Raw genomic sequence first — 22,308 nt, 5'->3', positions numbered from 1 at the left:
GTTTCCACCGGCTCATCATCTACTTCAGCAGGAACCATCGTGAAGAAGAAACCCTTCTACAAAGTGCTCTATGTGCAGGTGATCTTCGCCATCATCGTCGGCGTGATCCTCGGCCACTACTACCCGGCGCTCGCCACCGACATGAAGCCGCTCGGCGACGGGTTCATCAAGCTGATCAAGATGGTGATCGGTCCGATCATCTTCTGTACGGTCGTCACCGGCATCGCCGGCATGGAGGACATGAAGAAGGTCGGCCGCGTCGGCGGCAAGGCGCTGCTGTACTTCGAGATCGTGTCGACCTTCGCGCTGCTGCTCGGCCTCGCGGCCACGCACCTGCTGCGTCCGGGCGTCGGCTTCAACATCGATCCGGCGACGCTCGACGGCAAGGCCGTCGCGTCGTACGCGGCGAAGGCGCACGGGCAGTCGACGGTCGACTTCCTGATGCACATCATCCCGAACACGATGGTCGACGCGTTCGCGCAGGGTGAAATCCTGCAGATCCTGCTGATCGCGCTGCTGTTCGGCAGCGTGCTCGCGCACCTCGGCGAGCGCGGCCGCGTGGTCACCGACTTCATCGACGGCCTGACGCGCGTGCTGTTCGGCATCGTGCACATCGTCACGAAGCTGGCCCCGATCGGCGCGTTCGGCGCGATGGCGTTCACGATCGGCAAGTATGGCGTCGGCTCGCTGGTGCCGCTGCTCAAGCTGATCGGCACGTTCTACCTGACGTCGGTCGTGTTCGTGCTCGTCGTGCTCGGCGCGATCGCGCGCTTCACCGGCTTCTCGATCATCCGCTTCGTGTCGTACATCAAGGAAGAACTGCTGATCGTGCTCGGCACGAGCTCGTCGGAAGCCGCGCTGCCGCAGCTGATGGAAAAGCTCGAGAAGGCCGGCTGCTCGCGTTCGGTCGTCGGCCTCGTCGTGCCGACCGGCTATTCGTTCAACCTCGACGGCACCAACATCTACATGACGATGGCCGTGCTGTTCATCGCGCAGGCGACCAACATCGAGCTGACCTGGATGCAGCAGCTCACGCTGCTGGCCGTCGCGATGCTGACGTCGAAGGGCGCGAGCGGCGTGACCGGCGCGGGCTTCATCACACTCGCCGCGACGCTGGCCGTCGTGCCGACGATCCCGCTGTCGGGCATGGTGCTGATCCTCGGCATCGACCGCTTCATGAGCGAATGCCGTGCGCTGACCAACATCGTCGGCAACGGCGTGGCGACGGTCGTCGTGTCGGCCTGGGAGAAGGAGCTCGACCGCAACAAGCTGCGCCAGGCGCTGAAGGGCGGCAGCGAAGTCGCGCCGACCGAGACGGCCGGCGTCTGACGCGATGAACGAGCAGGCGGCGCCGCCGCCCGCCGGCCGTACGGCCCGCGGCGCCCGGGGCATCGAGGCGGAGGCCTATGACACAATAGGCGATCCGCATCGCCAGGAAGCCTCGACCGTGACGCGCCGCCTGCTCATCCTCGTCGTGCTCGCCGCCGCGCTCGTCGCGGCGTGCGCGCTCACGTGGACGGTCACCTGGCAGCGCGGCGTCGCCGAGCTGCAGCGCAATGCCGCGGTGCGCGTCGATCGCACCACCAACGCGCTCAAGAGCACGCTCGATCGCTACGAATCGCTGCCTTACCTGCTCGGCAGCCATCCGTACGTGCAGGATCTGCTCGCGGAGCCCAAGCGCGGCGACTACACCGCGCGCGTCAACCGCTATCTCGAAGACCTCAACGAACACGCGCACGCGACCGTCACCTACGTGATCGGCGCGGACGGGCTGTGCGTCGCCGCCAGCAACTGGCGCGCGCCCGACAGCTTCGTCGGAATCGAATACCGTTTCCGCCCGTATTTTCTCGACGCGATGAACGGCCAGGTCGGCCGTTTTTTCGGGATCGGCACGATCTCGCGCGACCCCGGTTACTACATCTCGCAGCCCGTGTGGCACGACGGCAAGATCGCGGGCGTCGTCGTCGTGAAGCTCAACCTCGAATGGTTCCAGGGCGCCGACGCGTCCGAGCCGCTCGTCGTCGTGGACGATCACGGCGTCGTGTTCCTGTCGTCGGTGCCCGCGTGGAAGTACCACACGCTGCGCCCGCTCACGGGGCCGGTCGCCGCGTCGATCTACGAAACGCGCCAGTACGCGCAGCAACCGGTCACGCCGCTGCCGTTGCGCGTCGAGCAGACGCTCGGCGCCGACGCGGAGATCGTGCGCCTCGGCGCCGGCCGGCGCGCGCCGCGCTTTCTCGCCAGCAAGCGGCGGATCGGCGAGCCCGACTGGCTGCTCGTCACGCTCGCGCCGATCGCGCCGATCGATGCCGATGCGCGCAACGCGACGATCGTCACCGGCTTCGGCTTCGTGTCGGTCGCGCTGCTGGCGTTCTACTGGCGGATGCGCCGCGCCCGCGTGCGCGAGATGATCCGCGGCCGCGCGCTGCTGCAGCAGGCGTACGCGGAACTGAACCGGCGCGTCGAGGAGCGTACGGCCGATTTGTCGGAAGCGAACGAGCAGTTGCAGAAGGAAGTCGGCGACCGGATCCGCGCGGAGCAGGAGCTGCGCGCCGCGCACGACGAACTGATCCAGGCGAGCAAGCTCGCCGCGCTCGGCCAGATGGCGGCCGGCATCACGCACGAACTGAACCAGCCGCTCGCGGCGCTGCGCAGCTTCTCGGACAACACGCGCGTGCTGCTCGATCGCGGCGAGCAGGCCGCCGCGCGCGAGAATCTCGAGGCGATCGCCGCGCTGACCGAGCGGATGGGCAAGATCACCAACCAGCTGAAGCTGTTCGTCGGCCGCGCGAAGCCGCGCAACGAGCAGGCCCTCGTCGTGCGCGCATTGCGCAGCGTGCTGTCGCTGCTCGACGAGCGCCTGCGCGGCGTCGCGCTCACGCTGACGCTGCAGGACGCGACCGTGTCGCCCGCGCGCGACGCGCCGCTCGACCTGGCGCGTGACTATCCGGAACTCGTCGCGCGCTGCGAGGATCTGCGCCTCGAACAGGTGCTGATCAACCTGCTCGGCAACGCGCTCGACGCGGTGGCCGGCGTCGCGGCGCCGGCGATCGAGGTGACGATCGCGGTGTCGGCCGCGACGCTCGCGGTCGAGGTGCGCGACAACGGCTCCGGGATCGCGCCCGATCTGCTGCCGCGCCTGTTCGAGCCGTTCTTCACGACCAAGGAAATGGGGCGCGGGCTCGGGCTCGGCCTCGCGATCTCGTCGTCGATCGCGAGCGACGCGGGCGGCGCGCTGACCGCGCGCAACGCCCCGTCGGGCGGCGCGCTGTTCGTCTTGACGCTGCGGCGCGCCCGCACGCATCATCCGGACTCCGTGTCCGAGCCGGCGGGTTCGCATTAGCGTGAACAGGCCCGGTCGGCGACCGACCGGCATCAATCGAGAGCCGCGTGCGAGCGTCGCGCGGCCTGTCAGGAGCAAGTGACCAAGATGGCCAACCGGCTGCAAGTGATCTATATCGAAGACGATGCGCTCGTGCGCCGGGCGAGCGTGCAGAGCCTTCAACTGGCGGGCTTCGACGTCGCCGGCTTCGAGTCGGCCGAAGCGGCCGAGAAGGCGATCGTCGCGGATACCGCCGGCGCGGTCGTCAGCGACATCCGGCTGCCCGGCGCGAGCGGGCTCGACGTGCTCGCGCAGTGCCGCGAGCGCGTGCCCGACGTGCCGGTGATCCTCGTCACCGGGCACGGCGACATCTCGATGGCCGTGCAGGCGATGCGCGACGGCGCGTACGACTTCATCGAAAAACCGTTCGCGGCCGAGCGCCTGATCGAGACGGTGCGCCGCGCGCTCGAGCGCCGCGAGCTCGTGCTCGAGAACCACGCGCTGCGGCGCGAACTGGCCGGGCAGCACGTGGTCGCGCCGCGCATCATCGGCCGCAGCCCGGCGATCGAGCAGGTGCGCAAGCTGATCGCGAACGTCGCGCCGACCGACGCGTCGGTGCTGATCAACGGCGACACGGGCGCCGGCAAGGAACTGATCGCGCGCAGCCTGCACGAGCTGTCGCCGCGCCGCGACAAGCCGTTCATCGCGGTCAATTGCGGCGCGCTGCCCGAGCCGATGTTCGAATCGGAGATGTTCGGCTACGAGCCCGGCGCGTTCACCGGCGCGGCGAAGCGGCGCGTCGGCAAGCTCGAATACGCGTCCGGCGGCACGCTGTTTCTCGACGAAATCGAAAGCATGCCGCTCGCGTTGCAGGTCAAGCTGCTGCGCGTGCTGCAGGACGGTGTGCTGGAGCGGCTCGGCTCGAACCAACCGATTCGCGTGAACTGCCGCGTGGTCGCGGCCGCGAAGGGCGACATGAGCGAACTCGTCGCGGCCGGCACGTTCCGGCGCGACCTGCTGTACCGGCTCAACGTCGTGACGATCGCGCTGCCGCCGCTCGCCGAGCGCCGCGAGGACATCGTGCCGCTGTTCGAGCATTTCATGCTCGACGCGGCCGTGCGCTACGGGCGGCCCGCACCGGTGCTGACCGACCGGCAGCGCGCGAGCCTGATGCAGCGCGACTGGCCGGGCAACGTGCGCGAGCTGCGCAATGCGGCCGACCGCTTCGTGCTCGGCGTGGCCGACATGCCGCAGGAAACGGGCGCGGGCGACGACGCCGACAACGACCAGACGCTGAAGGAGCGCATCGAGCAGTTCGAGCGCGCGGTGATCGCCGAGGCGCTGAACCAGACGGGCGGCGCGGTCGCGGCAACGGCCGACCGGCTGCACGTCGGCAAGGCGACGCTGTACGAGAAGATGAAGCGCTACGGGCTGTCGGCGAAAGGCGACACCGAGCGCTGAAAAGCAAACGGACCGCGGAACCGGGTTGCCCGGTCATGCGGTCCGTTGTCTTGCCGGAAGGGCGCGGTGCGCGCGCCTGCGAGCCGGATCGGGCGGCGCTCAGGCCGCGTTGCCGTCGAGCGCCTTCTTGAGCAGTGCGTCGAGCTCCGCGAATTGCGGCGCGCCGACGTAGCGCTTCAGGATCTTGCCGTCCTTGTCGACGACGAAGGTCGTCGGCGTGAGCTGCACGTTGCCGAACTGCTTCGCGACGCTGCCGTCGTCGAGCGCGACCTTGAACGGCAACTGGCGCGTCTGCGCGTAGTTCGCGACGTACATCGGCGGATCGTAGTTCATCGCGACCGCGACGAATTCCAGCCCCTGACCCTTGAAGCGATTGTAGGTATCGACCATCTGCGGCATTTCCTGCATGCAGGTCGCGCAGCTCGTCGCCCAGAAATTCACGAGATAGACCTTGCCCTTCAGGTCGCCGGCGGTCGAGACTTTCTGGCCCGACAACAGCGTGAAGGTTGCATCCGGCACGCTGGACTTGCCGTTGAACGCGAAGAAGCCGGCGACGGCGATCGCCGCGACGACGGCGGCCGCGACGATATAGCGGACGGGGCCGGTACTGCGGCGGGCGGGGGGCGTGGTGTTCATCTGGTGCTCTCGGAGTCGATGACGCGGATCGATGCAAGGGACGTCGAAATTCGGCGCTCATTTTAGCGCGAATGCGGCGCGCGCACCGGCGGCGGCCCCGCATCCCGGTTGTCAGGTTCGGCGGATAATGGCCGTTTTGCCTGCCGCGATCCACGCCATGCCGAAGGAAGTCATCGATTCGTTGCGCCCCCTTTTTCGCCCGCTGCGACACTTCGCCGCGCTCGCCTGCCTGAGCGCCGCGCTGGCCGCGTGCTCGCCGTCGTACGACTGGCGCACGCTGCACAACGACGCCGGCTATACGATCGACCTGCCGGCGAAGCCGACCGTCGAGCAGCAGCCGGTGGCGCTCGGCGGCGCGTCGATGCCGATGCGGATGCAGGCCGCGCACGTCGACGGCGCGGTGTTCGCGGTCGGCACGCTGACGCTGCCCGACGACCGCGACGACACGCGCCGCGCGGCGCTCGACTTCCTGCGCGCCGGGTTGTCGCGCAACCTCGAGGGCGTGCCGCAGACGGCGTCGGTGCCCGTGCCGCTCGCGGCCGGCGGCGCGGTGAACGGGCTCGAGCTGCGCGTCACGGGCGCCGCCGCCGGCGGCGATCGCGCGCGCAAGACGATCGTCGCGCGGCTCGCCGCGCGCGGCCGGCATGCGTACCAGGCCGTCGTGATCGCCGACGGGCCGCTCGCGCAGGAGCAACTCGACCAGTTTTTCGGCTCGTTCAAACTCGATTGACGACGGCCGGCGCGGCGCCCGGACACACTGTGACAACTGAAAGTTCGTTCGCAGCTTTCGACGCTAATCGCCGGATTTTGCGAGGGTTTTTCGGCTATCCACAGCGCATGTGGATAACTTTGTTGAAAAGTCGCGCGCATTTCCCGCAGAGCCGCGCCGGACGGCCTTCCGGCCCGTTTGGCCGTCCGTACGCCGTTTGAGAAAAATCAATCAAAACAACGGGATACGAATTCCGTCCGGCAAAGGCCGCGGCGAGTCGCGAACCGGGGCCGGATTCGCGAAATTGTGCATAAGTCAAGTCTTGACAGCCTGATTTTGTCCTCCCATCGCGCTCACAGCGCCGTCAGCGCGCGCCGGTAGCGGATCGCCTCGGCGATCTGCGCGGCCGTCGGCAGCGGGTCGCCGGCCAGGTCGGCGATCGTCCGCGCGACTTTCAGCACGCGGAAATACGCGCGCGCCGACCAGCCGAAGCGCTCGCCGGCCTCGCGCAGCAGCCGCTCGCCTTCGTCGGTCGGCCGGCACAGGTCGTCGGTTTCGCGGCCGCTCAGCATGTGATTCGTCTTGCCTTGCCGATCGAGCTGCAGCGCCCGCGCCTGTGCGACCCGGGCGGCCACCGCCGCGCTCGGCTCGCCGGGTGCCGTCGCGCGGGTCGCGAGTTCCGCCGGCGACAGCGCGGGCAGGTCGATCTGGATGTCGATGCGGTCGAGCAGCGGCCCCGACAGCTTGCGCAGATAGCGGGCGGCCACGTCCGGCGAGCAGCGGCAGCGCCCGGACGGATCGCCGTGCCAGCCGCACGGGCACGGGTTCATCGCGGCGATCAACTGGCACGCGGCGGGGAAGTCGGCCTGCTGGGCCGCGCGCGAGATCGTGATGCGGCCGGCTTCCAGCGGCTCGCGCAGCATTTCCAGCACGTGCCGGTCGAATTCCGGGAGTTCGTCGAGAAACAGCACGCCGAGGTGCGCGAGCGTGATTTCGCCCGGCTGCGGCGGATTGCGGCCGCCCACCAGCGCGGCGGCGCTCGACGAGTGATGCGGCGCGCGGAACGGCCGGCGGCGCCACTGCGCGGGCGAGAAGCCGAGCCGGCTCGCGGACAGCAGTGCGGCCGAGGTCAGCGCCTCGTCGTCGGTCAGCGGCGGCAGGAGCCCGGCCAGCCGCGCGGCCAGCATCGACTTGCCGGCGCCGGGCGGCCCGACCATCAGCATGTGATGGCCGCCCGCGGCCGCGACTTCCAGCGCGCGCCGGGCGCCGCGCTGGCCGACGACGTCCGCGAGGTCGGGCGCGGCGGGCGCCGGCAGGCCGTCGAGACAGGGCGCCGCGACCGGCGCGAGCCGCCCGTCCGGCGCATCCGCGAGGTGCGCGCACAGCGCGGGCAGGTCGCGCGCACCGAATACGGTCACGCCCGGCACGAGCGCGGCCTCGGCGGCGCTGTCGAGCGGCAGGTACAGCTCGGGCGGCCGCGAGGTCGCGACGGAATCGCTCGCGGCGACGGAATCCGGGCCCGGGCCGCCGGCGAGGCCCGCGCCGGATTCCGCCGCACGCCAGTCCCGCGCGGCGCCGCACGCCATCGCGAACGCGCCGCGCATCGGCCGTAGTGCGCCCGTCAGCGACAGCTCCCCCGCGAATTCGCGGCCGGCCAGCGCGTCGGCCGGGATCTGGCCGTTCGCGGCGAGGATGCCGAGCGCGATCGGCAGGTCGAAGCGGCCCGATTCCTTCGGCAGGTCGGCCGGCGCGAGATTGACGGTGATGCGGCGTACCGGGAATTCGAATCCGCAGTTCTGCAGCGCGGCGCGCACGCGCTCGCGGCTTTCGCGGACTTCGAGATCGGGCAGCCCGACGATCGAGAACGACGGCAATCCGTTGGCGAGATGGACTTCGACGGTGACGTCCGGCGCGCGGCCGGAGGCGGGCGCGCGACTGCGCACCACGGCGAGCGACATGGCGAGGCTCCTGTGAACGGGCGGACGACGGCCGTTCGGGGCCGCATGCCGCGGGAATCGGAGGAATCGGGTGCGCGCTTGCCGGCGTGGCGCGGGGGAAAGAACGAGGTGTTGCGGAACGACGTACTGCGAAGAGCGATGGACTGCGAAGAGCGGAGGGTGCTGCGAAGAACGACGGACGACGAAGAGCGGGACCGGCTTCGGGGGTGGGGGGCGCGGGCCGCACGAGGCGGCCCGCGCCCGGACCGTTTGGCCGGGTGGGGCGTCAGGCCTGCGGGGCGGCGAGCTTCTGCTCGAGTTCCGCGACGCGCTTTTCGAGTTCCTCGAGGCGCACGCGGGTGCGGGCGAGCACCTGTGCCTGGGTGTCGAATTCCTCGCGCGTGACGAGATCGAGCTTCGAGAAGCCTTGCGACAGCATGGCCTTCACGTTGCGCTCGACGTCCTTGGCCGGCGAGTTTTTCAGCAAATCGCTGACGCGCGACTGCAGATCGTTGAAAACGTCGCTGGGTTGCTTCATGTGATTTCCCTTCCTTGCACAAAAAATGTGCATCTTCAGTTGCGTACGTGCCCATGATGCACGCATGACCGGAAATGGTGCGCGCGGGGCGCGAATTCCGGGCATGGCGCCCGCATGGGTGAATGGCCCGGCGATCCGGGACGTGCGTGCACTCTAGCAACGATCCTTTCGCCGCGCCAGCAAACCGGGCCATGTTGGCCATTCGGCCGGGCTTCCGCGCCTTACACCACGGGATGCGACCCCGCTTCGAAGCCCTTCGAGACGGTGTTCGGACGAACATGGCATGCGAGTTGCTGAGAAGAGTCCGTTACAACATTCCAACTCATTCGACGGGACAACCCAGCGAGAGGACTTCATGAAACTCATTACCGCAATCATCAAGCCGTTCAAGCTCGATGAGACGCGCGAGGCGCTGTCGGCGCTTGGCGTCTCGGGCATCACGGTGACGGAGGTGAAAGGGTTCGGGCGCCAGAAGGGGCACACCGAGCTGTATCGCGGCGCCGAATACGTGGTCGATTTCCTGCCGAAGATGAAGATCGAGGCGGCCGTGTCCGACGATCTCGTCGACCAGGCGGTGGAAGCGATCGAGCGGGCCGCGCGCACGGGCAAGATCGGCGACGGCAAGATCTTCGTCACGCCGATCGAACAGGTGATCCGGATTCGCACCGGGGAGACGGGCGCGGACGCGCTGTAACAGAACACACAAGACAAGCGACAAGAGGAAACCCAAGATGCGCAAACTTCTGATGTCCCTGCTGATGGCCGGCTCGCTGATCGCGGCCGGCGTCGGCTCCGCGCTCGCGGACGACGCGGCGTCCGCCGCGGCCGGTTCCGCGCCTGCCGCCACCGCTTCCGACGCATCGGCGGCCGCCGCACCGGCCGCCTCGGCGCCGAGCGCCGACGCGTCCGCCACCGCCGCTGCGGCCGCACCGGCTTCGGGCGCGACCGACGCATCGGCTGCCGCCGCCGCGTCCGCGCCGGCCGCCCCGGCCGCGCCCACCGCCCCGTTCTCGGTCGATTCGTCGAAGATCAGCGCGGGCGACACCGCGTGGATGCTGACGTCGACCGCGCTCGTGCTGTTCATGACGATCCCGGGCCTCGCGCTGTTCTACGCGGGCATGGTCCGCAAGAAGAACGTGCTCGCGACCGTGATGCAGAGCTTCGCGATCACCGCGGTGATCACGGTGCTGTGGACGGTGGTCGGCTACAGCCTCGCGTTCACGCCGGGCAACGGCTTCATCGGCGGCCTGTCGCGCGCGTTCCTGCACGGCATGAACTACATCAAGGGCGACAAGGCGACGACGCTGACGGTCAGCCATCTCGCGACGACGATTCCGGAATCGGTCTACTTCGTCTACCAGATGACGTTCGCGATCATCACGCCGGCGCTGATCTGCGGCGCGTTCGCCGACCGGATGAAGTTCTCGGCGATGCTCGTGTTCATGACGCTCTGGTCGCTGATCGTCTACGTGCCGATCGCGCACATGGTGTGGGAGCCGACCGGCTGGCTGTCGGCCGACGGCGTGCTCGACTTCGCGGGCGGCACGGTGGTGCACATCAACGCCGGTATCGCGGGCCTCGTGTCGTGCCTCGTGCTCGGCAAGCGCGTCGGCTACGGCCGTGAATCGATGGCGCCGCACAACCTGGTGCTGACGATGATCGGCGGCTCGATGCTGTGGGTGGGCTGGTTCGGCTTCAACGCGGGCTCCGCAGTCGCGGCCGATGGCCGTGCCGGCTTCGCGATGCTGACCACGCAAGTGGCGACCGCCTGCGCGGCGCTCGGCTGGATGTTTGCCGAGTGGATCGCGAAGGGCAAGCCGTCGGTGCTCGGCATCGTGTCGGGCGCGGTCGCGGGTCTCGTGGCGATCACGCCGGCCGCCGGTTTCGTCGGCGTGGCGGGCGCCCTGGTGATCGGTATCGCGGCGGGCGTCGTCTGCTTCTGGTCGGCGACCTGGCTCAAGTCCAAGCTCGGCTACGACGATTCGCTCGACGCGTTCGGCGTGCACGGCATCGGCGGGATTCTCGGCGCGTTGCTGACGGGCGTATTCGCGGTCAAGGACATCGGCGGCTTCGACGGCAGCCTGCTGCTGCAGGCCAAGGGCGTGCTGATCACGCTGGTCTACAGCGGCGTGCTGAGCTTCGTGCTGCTGAAGCTGATCGACCTGACGATCGGCCTGCGCGTGACCGAAGAGGAAGAGCGCGAAGGTCTCGACGTGATCCTGCACGGCGAGCACGTGGAATAAGTCATACGAATCAACGGCGGGCCGCCGCGACGACGGCGCCCGCTCCGAATGAGCGCAGCGACTTCGGCCCGCCCACCCGGCGGGCTTTTTTTCTCCTGTCACCCGCTGCCGTAGCGGATAACCCTTCACTCTATCGGGTCAATAGCCGAAAAGTTCCTCGATATCCTTGCGAAGCCGGGAACAATCCCCAAATGGGCAAGGCAATTGCTCTACAATCTTCATTCTCCCGCTCGCGAGTGATTCATGGTTCCCCACCTCGTTACCGCGTTGAACGGTCCGCTGCTCGAACTCGAGCAGAAGATCCTCGACGCGACGCCTGCGATCGAACGCTGGTTCAGGCTCGAATGGCAGGAACACACCCCGCCGTTCTATTGTTCGGTGGACCTGCGCAATGCCGGCTTCAAGCTGGCGCCCGTCGACGCGAACCTGTTTCCCGGCGCATTCAACAATTTGCCGTCCGAAGTGCTGCCGCTCGCCGTGCAGGCCGCGATGGCCGCGATCGAGAAAATCTGCCCGGACGCGAAGAATCTGCTCGTGATTCCCGAGCTGCCGACCCGCAACGCGTTCTACCTGGAAAACGTCGCGCGCCTCGCGACGATCATGCGCCAGGCCGGCCTGAACGTGCGCTTCGGCTCGCTCGACCCGAGCATCACCGACATGACGCCGATCACGCTGGCCGACGGCCAGAAGATCGTGCTCGAACCGCTCGAGCGTTCGCAGCGCCGCCTCGGCCTGAAGAATTTCGATCCGTGCTCGATCCTGCTGAACAACGACCTGTCGGCCGGCATTCCGGCCGTGCTGGAAAACCTGCACGAGCAGTACCTGCTGCCGCCGCTGCACGCGGGCTGGGCCGTGCGCCGCAAGTCGACGCACTTCTCGTGCTACGACGACGTCGCGAAGAAGTTCGCGAAGATGGTCGGCGTCGATCCGTGGATGGTGAATCCGTATTTCGCGCACGTGGAAGGCGTCGACTGGCAGGCGCATGAAGGCGAGCAGGCGCTCGCCGACGCGATCGACGGCGTGCTGAAGAAGATCGCGCGCAAGTATCGCGAATACGGGATCAGCGAGAAGCCGTACGTCGTCGTGAAGGCCGACGCGGGCACCGCCGGCCGTGGCGTGATGACCGTGCACGACGCGGCCGAGATCGGCCGCATGACGAAGGCCGAGCGCGCGCAGATGGCCGAATCGAAGGCCGGCCTCGCGGTGCGCGACGTGATCGTGCAGGAAGGCGTCTACACGTTCGAGCGCGTCGGCGACGAAGTGGCCGAGCCGGTCGTCTACATGATCGACCGCTACGTGGTCGGCGGCTTCTACCGCACGCACGGCGGCCGCGAGCGCGACCAGAACCTGAACGCGCCGGGCATGCACTACGTGCCGCTCGGCTTCGAGCACACCGCGCTGCCGGATGCAGGCGCCAAGCCGGGCGCCGCGCCGCCGAACCGTTTCTACATGTACGGCGTCGTCGCGCGGCTGTCGCTGATCGCGTCGTCGATCGAACTGGAAAAGACCGATCCCGAAGCCATCCAGGTGTGACGGCTTCGCTACGTACAGGACCCGCATGGACATTCTTTTTATCGCCGACCCGCTCGAGCATTTCAAGATCTACAAGGATTCGACCTACGCGATGATGGCGGAGGCCGCCCGGCGCGGGCATGCGGTGTACGCGTGCGAGCCGCGCCACCTCGCGTGGACGGGCTCGGCCGTCGAGGCCGACGTGCGGCGCATCACGTTCGTCGGCGAGCTGGACGACCTGCATCGCGACACCTGGTTCGACGCGGGCCCGGTCGACGCGCGCCGTCTCGAATCGTTCGGCGCGGTGCTGATGCGCAAGGATCCGCCGTTCGACATGGAGTACGTGACGTCGACGTGGCTGCTCGAGCTGGCCGAGCGCGCGGGTGCACGCGTGTTCAACAAGGCGCAGTCGATCCGCGACCATTCGGAGAAGCTCGCGATCGGCGAGTTTCCGCAGTTCGTCGCGCCGACGCTCGTCACGCGCGACGCGAAACGGCTGCGCGCGTTCCACGCCGAGCACGGCGACGTGATCCTGAAACCGCTCGACGGGATGGGCGGGATGGGCGTGTTCCGCGTGAAGCCGGACGGCATGAACCTCGGTTCGATCGTCGAGATGCTGAGCCACGATGGCACGCGCTCGGTGATGGCGCAGAAGTTCATTCCCGAGATCAAGGCCGGCGACAAGCGCATCCTGCTGATCGGCGGCGAGCCGGTGCCGTATTCGCTCGCGCGGATTCCGCAGGGCAGCGAGGTGCGCGGCAATCTCGCCGCGGGCGGGCTCGGCGTCGCGCAGCCGCTGACGGCCCGCGACCGCGAGATCGCCGACACGCTCGGGCCCGTGCTCGCATCGCGCGGGCTGCTGCTGGTCGGGCTCGACGCGATCGGCGACTGGCTGACCGAGGTGAACGTCACGAGCCCGACGTGCTTCCGCGAGATCATGGAGCAGACGGGTTTCGACGTCGCCGCGATGTTCATCGACGCGCTGGAGCGTGCGGCCGCGTAGGCCCGACCCGTTTCCCGCGCAACCCCGGCGGCGGCCGCGCAGGTCCCCCGTCGCCGGAGCAGCTTGACCGGCCTGCTACAATGCCCGCTCGCCCGGTGCCGTGATCGGCGCACCGAAGGCCCGGCGGTCGGGCCGACACTGTTGCAAGGCTGAACATGAAACGTTCCCCACACTCGCTACGCTCATTGCCCCGCCGCGGGGTATCGGCCCGCCAGGGGCGGCCGGGAGCGATCTGACATGGCCGGGATCCTGATCATCGCGCACGCCCCGCTCGCCACCGCGCTGCGGGACTGTATCGCGCACATCTACGGCGGCGTACCTGCCCGCATCGGCTGTATCGACGTGATGGCGGACAGTGATCCGACCCAGGTGATGGCGTTTGCGCACGCGGAACTCGCGCGGCTGCGGGAAGAAAACGGCGTGGTCGTACTGACCGACATGTACGGCGCGACGCCCGCGAACATCGCGGGCCAGCTCGCGAAGCTCGACAACGTGCGCGTGCTGGCCGGCGTGAACCTGCCGATGCTCGTGCGAGCCGTCTGCTACCGCACCGTGCCGCTCGACAAGCTGGTCGACAAGGCGCTGTCCGGCGGCGCGAAGGGCGTCCACGAGGTGTCGTCCGGCACGCCGCCGCCGCCGACGGAAACCGGCTGCGGCCAGTGCGCGCCGATTCCGCCGGAGCCGCAACCGCGCACCGAATCGCACTGAGCCGCCGTTTTCCGTTTTAGACCGACCCGCCGACGCGTGCCGCCGGCGGTCCAGACCGACCCGACCGAGAATCATGCTTCAACAAGAAACCACCATCGTCAATAAATTGGGGCTCCATGCGCGCGCATCGGCCAAGCTTACGCAACTGGCCGGCAACTTCCAGTCCGAAGTCTGGATGACACGCAACGGGCGCAAGATCAATGCGAAGAGCATCATGGGCGTGATGATGCTGGCGGCCGGCATCGGCAGCACCGTGACGATCGAAACCGAAGGGCCCGACGAGCGGGAAGCGATGGACGCGCTGCTGAAGCTGATCGCCGACAAGTTCGGCGAAGGCCAGTGATCGCCACGCGGAATCATTGCCGTTTCCAGTCAGAATGCCGCGGATTTCGCGGCATTTTTTTCGTCGGAAGCATTGATGCGGAATGCGCAATGCTGCGCTGCATGCAGTCAGCAGGGAGTCGCGGAATTTATAATCGCTAACCGGGGTCATAAGCGCATCGCAGCAGTGTGCCGCGGCTTTACTTGTACAGAGGAGGTGCGCGTGTCCTTCACGCTGCATGGCATTCCCGTCTCACGAGGTATCGCGATCGGGCGAGCGTATCTGATCGCGCCGGCGGCGCTCGACGTCGCCCATTACCTGATCGAGGCCAACCAGATCGACGCCGAAGTGGAGCGATTCCGCACGGCGCTCGACGTCGTGCGTCGCGAGCTCGAAGCGCTGCGCGCCGACCTGACCGACGACACCCCGAGCGAAGTCGGCGCATTCATCGACGTCCACACGATGATCCTGAGCGACGAGATGCTCGTGCAGGAAACCATCGACCTGATCCGCACGCGCCGCTACAACGTCGAATGGGCGCTGACCGAGCAACTCGAACTGCTGACGCGCCATTTCGACGACATCGAGGACGAGTACCTGCGCGAGCGCAAGGCCGACATCGAACAAGTGGTCGAGCGCGTGCTGAAGGCGCTCGCCGGTGCGCCGTCCGCGTCGCAGGCGCTCGACGGCGCGGCCAGGAACGGCACGAACGACATGATCGTCGTCGCGCACGACATCGCGCCGGCCGACATGATGCAGTTCAAGACGCAGTCGTTCCAGGCGTTCGTCACCGATCTCGGCGGGCGCACGTCGCACACGGCGATCGTCGCGCGCAGTCTCGGCATTCCGGCCGCGGTCGGCGTCCAGCATGCGAGCTCGCTGATCCGCCAGGACGACCTGATCATCGTCGACGGCGACCAGGGCATCGTGATCGTCGATCCGGCGCCGATCGTCCTCGAGGAATATTCGTACCGCCAGTCCGAGAAGCTGCTGGAGCAACGCAAGCTGCAGCGCCTGAAGTTCTCGCCGACGCAAACGTTGTGCGGCACGAAGATCGAGCTGTACGCGAACATCGAGCTGCCCGACGACGCGAAGGCGGCCGTCGAGGCCGGCGCGGTCGGCGTCGGCCTGTTCCGCTCCGAGTTCCTGTTCATGCATCAGAAGGAGATGCCGGAAGAGGAGGAGCAGTTCGCCGCGTACAAGCGGGCCGTCGAGTGGATGAAGGGCATGCCGGTGACGATCCGCACGATCGACGTCGGCGCCGATAAACCGCTCGAGGCGCTCGACGAAGGCTACGAAACGGCGCCGAACCCGGCGCTCGGGCTGCGCGCGATCCGCTGGAGCCTGTCCGAGCCGCAGATGTTCCTCACGCAGTTGCGTGCGATCCTGCGCGCGTCCGCGTTCGGCCAGGTGAAGATCCTGATCCCGATGCTCGCGCATGCGCAGGAGATCGACCAGACGCTCGACCTGATCCGCGAGGCGAAGCGCCAGCTCGACGACGCGGGGCTCGCATACGATCCGAACGTGCGCCTCGGCGCGATGATCGAGATCCCGGCCGCGGCGATCGCGCTGCCGCTGTTCCTGAAGCGCTTCGACTTCCTGTCGATCGGCACGAACGACCTGATTCAGTACACGCTCGCGATCGATCGCGCGGACAACGCGGTCGCGCACTTGTACGACCCGCTGCATCCGGCCGTGCTGCATCTGATCGCGTACACGCTGCGCGAAGCGAAGCGCGCGGGCGTGTCGGTGTCGGTGTGCGGGGAGATGGCGGGCGACCCGGCGCTCACGCGCCTGTTGCTCGGGATGGGGCTCACCGAGTTCTCGATGCACCCGAGCCAGTTGCTCGTCGTGAAGCAGGAGATCCTGCGCGCGCACCTGAAGGCGCTCGAAAAGCCGACGGCCGACGTGCTGGCCGCGTTCGAGCCGGAGGAAGTGCAGGCGGCGCTGCAGCGGCTGTCGGTCGCCGAGCCGCGGGCGGACGCGGCCGCGTAGGCGTTTTCGTCGCCGCCAACTGTAGCGAAGTGTCACGCATGCGCGTCCAGCGCATGCCCGTCGCGCGTCAGTGCCGACCCCCGCACACGGGGCAGTCGGCCTGGCGCGCGATTTTCATCGTCGTCCATTCCATCCGCAGCGAATCGAGCATCATCAGCCGGCCGTTGAGCGTCTTGCCGATGCCGCCGATCACGCGCAGCGCCTCGGCCGCCTGCATCGCGCCGATGATCCCGACGGTCGGCGCGAACACGCCCATCGTCGAACACGCGACTTCCTCGAACGGCTGGTCTTCCGGGAACACGCACGCATAGCAGGGCGCGGCCGCGTCGCGGAAGTCGAACGTGCTGATCTGGCCGTCGAAGCGCAGCGCGGCGCCCGACACGAGCGGCACGCCGTGCGCGACGCACGCGCGATTGATCGCGTGCCGCGTCGCGAAGTTGTCGGTGCAGTCGAGCACGACGCTCGCATGCGGCACGTGCGCGTCCAGCCACGCATCGTCGACGCGCTCCGCGACCGCGTTCACCGTCACCTCGGGGTTCAGTTGCGCGAGCGCGTCGCGCCCCGACTCGACCTTGCTGCGGCCGACCGAGGCCGTCACGTGCAGGATCTGCCGCTGCAGGTTCGTGAGGTCGACCGTGTCGGCGTCGACGAGCGTGAGCGTGCCGACTCCGGACGCCGCGAGATACATCGCGGCCGGCGAGCCGAGGCCGCCCGCGCCGACGACGATCGCATGCGCATCGAGAAAGCGCTGCTGCGCCTCGATGCCGATCTCGTCGACGAGGATGTGGCGGGAGTAGCGAAGGAGTTGATCGTCGTTCATGGGGAGTCGTGAGCGAGGCGGGCGGACGTTCGTTATTTTAGGCGCGCATGAAAAACGGGCCATCGCGGTCTTCCCGCGATGGCCCGTTCGATGCCGGCCGGCGCTTACTTCGGCGCGGATGCGGGCTTCGGCGCGGAAGCCGGCTTCGCGGCGCTTGCGCCCGATGCCTTCGACGCCGTCGCCGCCTTCGCGGCCGGGCTCTTGGTCGTGCTCTCGGCGAGCAGCGACTTCGATTCCTGGACCGGCTTGCCTTCGAGCTTGTTGAGCGCCTGCTGCATCATGAAGTCGTCGGCGCTGCCGAACTCGATCGGCTTGCGATCGCGATCCTTCTGGCGTTGCTCCGGCGTCTTCTTGTCGTTCTGCTCTTCGAGAATGCGCAGCTGATCCATCCGGCGCTGTTCGCGTTCTTCCTGCTCCTTCTTCTCGTTCGGATCCTGCGTGTTCGCGAGGTGGTTCGTGTAGTCGACCTCGCGCGTCACGAGCACGTCGTCCGGATCGCCGTCCGCGTACTGATCGACCGGCACGTCCGGCGTGATGCCCTTGTTCTGGATCGAACGGCCGCTCGGCGTGTAGTAGTACGCGGTGGTCAGACGCAGCGCGGTGTCGGCCGTCATCGGGCGCACCGTCTGCACCGAACCCTTGCCGAACGTCGTCTTGCCCATGATCTGCGCGCGCTTCGAATCCTGCAGCGCACCGGCGACGATTTCCGACGCGGACGCCGAATACGCGTTCGTCAGCACGATCATCGGCACGGTCTTGAAGATCGGCGGCAGGTTCTTCAGCGGATCGCCGTCGAAGGACGGCAGGCGATAGTTGTCGTACGTATCGCGGTAGACCTGCTTCGAATCGGGGATCTGGCCGTTGGTCGACACGACGACCGAGTCGGGCGGCAGGAACGCGCCGGCCACGCCGACCGCGCTCTGCAGCAGGCCGCCGCCGTTGTTGCGCAGGTCGAGGATGAGGCCCTTCAGGTTCGGTTGCTGGCGCGCGATGTCCTGCAGCTTCTGCGCGAGATCGGGCGTCGTGCGCTCCTGGAAGCTCGTGATGCGGACATACGCGTAGCCCGGATCGAGCATCTTCATCTTCACGCTCTGGACCTTGATGATCGCGCGCGTGACCGTGACCGGGAACGTGCGGTCGTCGCTCTTGCGGAAGATCGTCAGCGTGACCTTGGTGCCCGGCTCGCCGCGCATCTGCTTGACGGCCTTGTCGAGCGTCATGCCGCGCACCGGCTTGTCGTTGATGCGCGTGATCAGGTCGCCCGGACGGATGCCGGCGCGGAACGCGGGGGTGTCCTCGATCGGCGAGATCACCTTGACGAGGCCGTCTTCCTGCGAGATCTCGATGCCGAGACCCGCGAAGCGGCCCTTCGTCTGCTCCTGCAGCTCGTCATAGTCGGTCTTGTCGAGGAACGACGAGTGCGGATCGAGGCTCGACACCATGCCCTTGATCGCCGCCGTCAGCAGCTTCTTGTCGTCGACCGGTTCGACGTACTCGCGCTTGATCTGCCCGAATACCTCCGCGAACAGGCGGAGCTGGTCGAGGGGAAGCGGCGCCGTGGCGGTCTGCTCGGCCGATGCGGAAACCTGCAGCGTGGCGAACACGCCCGTGGCGAGGCCCGCGGCAATCAGGCCGATGTTCTTCAAATTCATTCGCATAGAGAGTCTGGTGCGGTCGGGAAGCGCGTGGCGGTAGCGGGGATGTAGCGGACAAGTATAACTGTTCGTCCGATAACTCAGTGGAACGGCGCGAAAAGCGTCGAAAAGGCCGCAGAGGCCCCGGCGGGGGGCGCTGCGGTTCGAAAGCGGGTTCGACCGCAGCGGGGCCGCGAAGGTTCGCGCGGCGTGCAGCGTGCAGCGGGCGACCGGGGCCGGGCGCGCCGCGCCGGAACCGGGCCTGCCCGCCGCGTCGGGCGTCAGCCCGCCTTGCCTTGCTTCGCGACGGCGGCCTGCGCCTGCGCGATCGCTTCCTGGTCGCCGAGGTAATAGTGCTTGATCGGCTTCAGGTTTTCGTCGAGCTCATAGACGAGCGGCACGCCGTTCGGGATGTTCAGGCCGACGATGTCGCTGTCCGAGATGCCGTCGAGGTACTTGATCAGCGCGCGCAGCGAGTTGCCGTGCGCGGCGATCAGCACCTGCTTGCCGGCGCGCACCGCCGGCGCGATCGACTCGTTCCACAGCGGCAGCACGCGCGCGACCGTGTCCTTCAGGCACTCGGTGAGCGGCAGCTGCTCGCGCGGCACCTTCGCGTAGCGCGGGTCGTTGAACGGCGCGCGTTCGTCGGTCGGCTCGAGCGCGGGCGGCGGCGTGTCGTAGCTGCGACGCCACACGAGCACCTGCTCGTCGCCGAACTTGGCGGCCGTTTCCGCCTTGTTCAGGCCCGACAGCGCACCGTAGTGGCGCTCGTTCAGGCGCCACGAATGGACGACCGGCAGGTACATCAGGTCCATCTTGTCCTGCACGTGCCACAGCGTGCGGATCGCGCGCTTGAGCACCGACGTGTACGCGATGTCGAACGTATAGCCGGCCTCCTTGAGCAATTCGCCGGCCTGGTAGGCCTCGTTGCGACCCTGTTCGGTCAGGTCGACGTCGACCCAGCCGGTGAAGCGGTTTTCCTTGTTCCACGTCGATTCGCCGTGGCGGATGAGAACGAGTTTGTACATGGATCTTGCGGTCGGTAGTGATAGGGAAGCGGGGCGCGTCGCGCGGGACCGAACCGGGGCCCGACATCGCGCAAGACGGTTATTTTATAATGGCAGGATTGTCCTCATCCGATTTCTCTTTTTCCGGCGGCATTCCGTGACGTTCTTTACCAATTACACGAACCTGGCCCTTATCGCGATCCTGCTGGTTTCCGGCGGCCTGCTCGCATGGCCGGCCCTGCGCCGCGGCCGCGGCGGCCTGTCGGCCGCCGAGGCGACGCAGCTCATCAATCGCCGCAACGCGGTCGTGATCGACCTGCGCGCCGCGTCCGACTTCGCCGCCGGCCACCTGCCGTCGGCGCGTCAGGTCGCGGCGGGCGAGATCGGCGCGAAAATTGCGCAGGTCGCGAAGAACAAGAGCACCCCGGTGCTGCTCGTCTGCCAGAACGGCCAGCAGTCGCAGAAGGCGGCGCGCGAGGTCGAGGCGGCGGGTTACGCCGAGGTGCACGTGCTCGAAGGCGGCGTGGCCGCCTGGCAGCAGGCCGGGATGCCGGTCGTCAAACAAGGAGTGGCGAAGTGAACAAGGTTTTGATGTACAGCACGCAGGTGTGTCCGTATTGCATGCAGGCCGAGCGCCTGCTGAAGCTGCGCGGCGTCGAGCAGATCGAAAAGGTGCTGATCGATCGCGATCCGGCCCGCCGCGAGGAAATGATGACGCGCACGGGGCGCCGCACGGTGCCGCAGATCTATATCGGCGACACGCACGTCGGCGGCTACGACGATCTGTCGAAGCTCGACCGCGAAGGCGGCCTCGTGCCGCTTCTGCAAGCGGCCTGATTAGGGCAGAATGGCCGCCGGCCGCGCCGCGGCTTGGGCGCGCAGGATTCATCCGTGGCGGCCGGCGAACAGCCGGGCCGCCCCGTCACCACTTTTAGGGAAACACCATGTCCGACGTCGAAAACCAACCGTTCTTCAACATCCAGCGCGTCTACCTGAAGGATATGTCGCTCGAGCAGCCGAATTCGCCGGCGATCTTCCTCGAGCAGGACATGCCGTCGGTTGAAGTCGAAGTCGACGTCAAGGCCGACCGCCTCGCGGAAAGCGTGTTCGAAGTCGTCGTGTCGGGTACCGTCACCGCGAAGGTGAAGGACAAGGTCGCGTTCCTGATCGAAGCGAAGCAGGCCGGCATTTTCGACATTCGCAACATTCCGGACGAACAGCTCGACCCGCTCGTCGGCATCGCATGCCCGACGATCCTGTTCCCGTACCTGCGCTCGAACATCGCGGACGCGATCACGCGCGCCGGCTTCCCGCCGATCCACCTCGCGGAAATCAACTTCCAGGCGCTGTACGAGCAGCGTCTCGCGCAGCTCCAGCAGCAGGCTGGTGCGGCAGGCGCACCGAACGGCGCGCCGAATGGCACGACGCTGAACTGACGTTTCGCTCGGACCGGTGCTGGGTATGAAAGTAGCCGTTCTCGGCGCCGGTGCCTGGGGCACCGCGCTCGCGGGTCATCTGGCCGCGCGGCACGATACGCTTCTGTGGGCGCGCGACGCCGCGCTCATCGCCGGGCTGCAGGCCCGGCACGAAAATTCCCGCTATCTGGACGGCATCGCGTTGCCTGACGCGCTGCGCTACGACGCCGATCTCGGCGTCGCGCTCGCGCATGGCGCCGCGGACGACGCGCTGTGCGTGATCGCCGCGCCGGTGGCCGGGCTGCGCACGCTGTGTCACGCGATGCGCGACGCCGGCTGCGTGCCCGCGCATATCGTCTGGGTCTGCAAGGGCTTCGAGGCCGACACGCACCTGCTGCCGCATCAGGTGATCGCGGCCGAACTGCCCGGACAGCAGAGCAACGGCGTGCTGTCGGGCCCGAGTTTCGCGCGCGAGGTCGGGCAGTCGCTGCCCGTCGCGTTGACGGTGGCGAGCACGTCGGCCGGATGCCGCGAGCGCACGCTCGCCGCGTTCCATCACGGCGCGATGCGGATCTATACGGGCGACGACGTGGTCGGCGTCGAGGTCGGCGGCGCGGTGAAGAACGTGCTGGCGATCGCGACCGGCATTTCCGACGGCCTCGGCCTCGGGCTGAACGCGCGCGCCGCGCTGATCACGCGTGGCCTCGCCGAAATGTCGCGGCTCGGCGTGGCGCTCGGCGGCCGCGCGGAAACCTTCACGGGCCTCACGGGCCTCGGCGACCTGATCCTCACCGCGACGGGCGACCTGTCGCGCAACCGCACGGTCGGCCTGCAACTGGCGGCCGGCCGCACGCTCAACGACATCCTCGGCGCGCTCGGCCACGTGGCCGAAGGCGTGCGCTGCGCGCAGGCCGTGCTGGCGCTCGCGCGCGCGCAATCGATCGAAATGCCGATCACGGAAGCCGTGTGCGGGGTGCTGTTCGACGGCATCGCGCCGCGCGACGCCGTCAGCGGCCTGTTGCGCCGCGACGCGCGCGCCGAGTAGC

21 protein-coding genes are annotated in these 22,308 nt (G+C 68.0%); 15 read left to right on the top strand and 6 right to left on the bottom strand.

Annotation, left to right across the window (positions count from 1 at the left end; translation table 11 throughout):
- Positions 1-39 precede the first annotated feature (39 nt).
- The 3 genes from H0X90_RS23640 (at position 40) to H0X90_RS23630 (ending at position 4,783) form a co-directional block, all read left to right on the top strand.
- Positions 40-1,329, top strand: coding sequence for a dicarboxylate/amino acid:cation symporter (locus H0X90_RS23640; RefSeq protein WP_006490818.1), 1,290 nt, complete (start codon positions 40-42; stop codon positions 1,327-1,329).
- A 4-nt stretch (positions 1,330-1,333) separates the two neighbouring features.
- Positions 1,334-3,343: an ATP-binding protein gene (locus H0X90_RS23635; protein ID WP_077189755.1), complete on the top strand. Its 2,010-nt coding sequence runs from the start codon at positions 1,334-1,336 to the stop codon at positions 3,341-3,343.
- An 87-nt stretch (positions 3,344-3,430) separates the two neighbouring features.
- The gene (locus H0X90_RS23630; RefSeq protein ID WP_006499057.1) at positions 3,431-4,783 is read left to right on the top strand and encodes a sigma-54 dependent transcriptional regulator; all 1,353 of its coding nucleotides are present in this window, start codon (positions 3,431-3,433) and stop codon (positions 4,781-4,783) included.
- Positions 4,784-4,882: 99 nt separating this feature from the next.
- On the opposite strand, the gene H0X90_RS23625 is transcribed toward H0X90_RS23630, so the two are convergent.
- Positions 4,883-5,419 carry a peroxiredoxin gene (locus tag H0X90_RS23625; RefSeq protein ID WP_006490813.1) on the bottom strand — a complete coding sequence of 179 codons (537 nt, stop codon included), beginning with the start codon at positions 5,417-5,419 and terminating at the stop codon, positions 4,883-4,885.
- 157 nt (positions 5,420-5,576) lie between these two features.
- On the opposite strand from H0X90_RS23625, the gene H0X90_RS23620 reads away from it, so the two are divergent.
- Positions 5,577-6,149: a hypothetical protein gene (locus H0X90_RS23620; protein WP_034201333.1), complete on the top strand. Its 573-nt coding sequence runs from the start codon at positions 5,577-5,579 to the stop codon at positions 6,147-6,149.
- A gap of 332 nt (positions 6,150-6,481) precedes the next feature.
- Here H0X90_RS23620 and H0X90_RS23615 read toward each other — a convergent pair whose 3' ends face one another.
- A complete protein-coding gene (locus H0X90_RS23615) occupies positions 6,482-8,086 on the bottom strand; it encodes a YifB family Mg chelatase-like AAA ATPase (protein WP_077189754.1) in 1,605 nt (534 codons plus the stop codon).
- 265 nt (positions 8,087-8,351) lie between these two features.
- Entirely contained in the window at positions 8,352-8,603 is a 252-nt protein-coding gene (locus tag H0X90_RS23610) for an accessory factor UbiK family protein (protein ID WP_006489451.1), read from the bottom strand.
- A 355-nt stretch (positions 8,604-8,958) separates the two neighbouring features.
- Between H0X90_RS23610 and H0X90_RS23605 the strand changes: the two genes are divergently transcribed.
- From H0X90_RS23605 to ptsP, 7 genes are all read left to right on the top strand, one after another.
- Positions 8,959-9,297 carry a P-II family nitrogen regulator gene (locus tag H0X90_RS23605; RefSeq protein ID WP_006398175.1) on the top strand — a complete coding sequence of 113 codons (339 nt, stop codon included), beginning with the start codon at positions 8,959-8,961 and terminating at the stop codon, positions 9,295-9,297.
- Between the two features lie 37 nt (positions 9,298-9,334).
- A complete protein-coding gene (locus H0X90_RS23600; protein ID WP_006499054.1) occupies positions 9,335-10,846 on the top strand; it encodes an ammonium transporter in 1,512 nt (503 codons plus the stop codon).
- A gap of 243 nt (positions 10,847-11,089) precedes the next feature.
- Positions 11,090-12,379, top strand: coding sequence for a glutamate--cysteine ligase (gene gshA, locus H0X90_RS23595; RefSeq protein WP_006477713.1), 1,290 nt, complete (start codon positions 11,090-11,092; stop codon positions 12,377-12,379).
- Between the two features lie 25 nt (positions 12,380-12,404).
- Positions 12,405-13,361 (top strand): glutathione synthase, encoded by a 957-nt coding sequence (gshB, locus tag H0X90_RS23590; RefSeq protein ID WP_006499053.1) that lies wholly within the window; start codon positions 12,405-12,407, stop codon positions 13,359-13,361.
- A 237-nt stretch (positions 13,362-13,598) separates the two neighbouring features.
- Positions 13,599-14,069, top strand: coding sequence for a PTS sugar transporter subunit IIA (locus H0X90_RS23585; RefSeq protein WP_006487073.1), 471 nt, complete (start codon positions 13,599-13,601; stop codon positions 14,067-14,069).
- A 73-nt stretch (positions 14,070-14,142) separates the two neighbouring features.
- The gene (locus tag H0X90_RS23580) at positions 14,143-14,412 is read left to right on the top strand and encodes an HPr family phosphocarrier protein (RefSeq protein WP_006477716.1); all 270 of its coding nucleotides are present in this window, start codon (positions 14,143-14,145) and stop codon (positions 14,410-14,412) included.
- 201 nt (positions 14,413-14,613) lie between these two features.
- A complete protein-coding gene (gene ptsP / locus H0X90_RS23575; protein WP_006487070.1) occupies positions 14,614-16,386 on the top strand; it encodes a phosphoenolpyruvate--protein phosphotransferase in 1,773 nt (590 codons plus the stop codon).
- A 67-nt stretch (positions 16,387-16,453) separates the two neighbouring features.
- Here ptsP and H0X90_RS23570 read toward each other — a convergent pair whose 3' ends face one another.
- From H0X90_RS23570 to gpmA, 3 genes are all read right to left on the bottom strand, one after another.
- Positions 16,454-17,206: a molybdopterin-synthase adenylyltransferase MoeB gene (locus tag H0X90_RS23570; RefSeq protein ID WP_006487067.1), complete on the bottom strand. Its 753-nt coding sequence runs from the start codon at positions 17,204-17,206 to the stop codon at positions 16,454-16,456.
- 104 nt (positions 17,207-17,310) lie between these two features.
- On the bottom strand, positions 17,311-18,864 hold the full coding sequence (locus tag H0X90_RS23565) for a S41 family peptidase (protein ID WP_006487071.1): 1,554 nt from the start codon (positions 18,862-18,864) through the stop codon (positions 17,311-17,313).
- A gap of 257 nt (positions 18,865-19,121) precedes the next feature.
- Positions 19,122-19,868 (bottom strand): 2,3-diphosphoglycerate-dependent phosphoglycerate mutase, encoded by a 747-nt coding sequence (gene gpmA, locus H0X90_RS23560; RefSeq protein ID WP_006481562.1) that lies wholly within the window; start codon positions 19,866-19,868, stop codon positions 19,122-19,124.
- A 136-nt stretch (positions 19,869-20,004) separates the two neighbouring features.
- Here gpmA and H0X90_RS23555 point away from each other — a divergent pair, with 136 nt between their 5' ends.
- The 4 genes from H0X90_RS23555 (at position 20,005) to H0X90_RS23540 (ending at position 22,307) form a co-directional block, all read left to right on the top strand.
- A complete protein-coding gene (locus tag H0X90_RS23555) occupies positions 20,005-20,427 on the top strand; it encodes a rhodanese-like domain-containing protein (RefSeq protein ID WP_006481558.1) in 423 nt (140 codons plus the stop codon).
- Positions 20,424-20,684, top strand: coding sequence for a glutaredoxin 3 (gene grxC / locus H0X90_RS23550; protein WP_006477722.1), 261 nt, complete (start codon positions 20,424-20,426; stop codon positions 20,682-20,684). Before H0X90_RS23555 ends, grxC begins: the two co-directional genes overlap by 4 nt.
- Before the next feature lie 107 nt (positions 20,685-20,791).
- Positions 20,792-21,283, top strand: a complete 492-nt coding sequence (secB, locus tag H0X90_RS23545; RefSeq protein ID WP_006481561.1) for a protein-export chaperone SecB — start codon at positions 20,792-20,794, stop codon at positions 21,281-21,283.
- Between the two features lie 25 nt (positions 21,284-21,308).
- The gene (locus H0X90_RS23540; RefSeq protein ID WP_006499050.1) at positions 21,309-22,307 is read left to right on the top strand and encodes an NAD(P)H-dependent glycerol-3-phosphate dehydrogenase; all 999 of its coding nucleotides are present in this window, start codon (positions 21,309-21,311) and stop codon (positions 22,305-22,307) included.
- The last annotated feature ends 1 nt before the right edge of the window (position 22,308 follow it).

Source organism: Burkholderia sp. 9775_39, assembly GCF_015712225.1.
GTDB classification, from domain to species: Bacteria; Pseudomonadota; Gammaproteobacteria; order Burkholderiales; family Burkholderiaceae; genus Burkholderia; species Burkholderia cenocepacia.
Note: the sequence above shows the minus strand (reverse complement) of the source record. Positions and strands in the feature narration are given on the sequence as shown.

Bases quoted from the DNA above. Each gene is read 5' to 3' on its own strand.
- H0X90_RS23635 (WP_077189755.1), top strand. From the start codon at position 1,334: ATGAACGAGCAGGCGGCGCCGCCGCCCGCCGGCCGTACGGCCCGCGGC.
- H0X90_RS23630 (WP_006499057.1), top strand. From the start codon at position 3,431: ATGGCCAACCGGCTGCAAGTGATCTATATCGAAGACGATGCGCTCGTG.
- H0X90_RS23625 (WP_006490813.1), bottom strand. From the start codon at position 5,419: ATGAACACCACGCCCCCCGCCCGCCGCAGTACCGGCCCCGTCCGCTAT.
- H0X90_RS23620 (WP_034201333.1), top strand. From the start codon at position 5,577: ATGCCGAAGGAAGTCATCGATTCGTTGCGCCCCCTTTTTCGCCCGCTG.
- H0X90_RS23615 (WP_077189754.1), bottom strand. From the start codon at position 8,086: ATGTCGCTCGCCGTGGTGCGCAGTCGCGCGCCCGCCTCCGGCCGCGCG.
- H0X90_RS23610 (WP_006489451.1), bottom strand. From the start codon at position 8,603: ATGAAGCAACCCAGCGACGTTTTCAACGATCTGCAGTCGCGCGTCAGC.
- H0X90_RS23605 (WP_006398175.1), top strand. From the start codon at position 8,959: ATGAAACTCATTACCGCAATCATCAAGCCGTTCAAGCTCGATGAGACG.
- H0X90_RS23600 (WP_006499054.1), top strand. From the start codon at position 9,335: ATGCGCAAACTTCTGATGTCCCTGCTGATGGCCGGCTCGCTGATCGCG.
- gshA (WP_006477713.1), top strand. From the start codon at position 11,090: ATGGTTCCCCACCTCGTTACCGCGTTGAACGGTCCGCTGCTCGAACTC.
- gshB (WP_006499053.1), top strand. From the start codon at position 12,405: ATGGACATTCTTTTTATCGCCGACCCGCTCGAGCATTTCAAGATCTAC.
- H0X90_RS23585 (WP_006487073.1), top strand. From the start codon at position 13,599: ATGGCCGGGATCCTGATCATCGCGCACGCCCCGCTCGCCACCGCGCTG.
- H0X90_RS23580 (WP_006477716.1), top strand. From the start codon at position 14,143: ATGCTTCAACAAGAAACCACCATCGTCAATAAATTGGGGCTCCATGCG.
- H0X90_RS23570 (WP_006487067.1), bottom strand. From the start codon at position 17,206: ATGAACGACGATCAACTCCTTCGCTACTCCCGCCACATCCTCGTCGAC.
- H0X90_RS23565 (WP_006487071.1), bottom strand. From the start codon at position 18,864: ATGCGAATGAATTTGAAGAACATCGGCCTGATTGCCGCGGGCCTCGCC.
- gpmA (WP_006481562.1), bottom strand. From the start codon at position 19,868: ATGTACAAACTCGTTCTCATCCGCCACGGCGAATCGACGTGGAACAAG.
- secB (WP_006481561.1), top strand. From the start codon at position 20,792: ATGTCCGACGTCGAAAACCAACCGTTCTTCAACATCCAGCGCGTCTAC.
- H0X90_RS23540 (WP_006499050.1), top strand. From the start codon at position 21,309: ATGAAAGTAGCCGTTCTCGGCGCCGGTGCCTGGGGCACCGCGCTCGCG.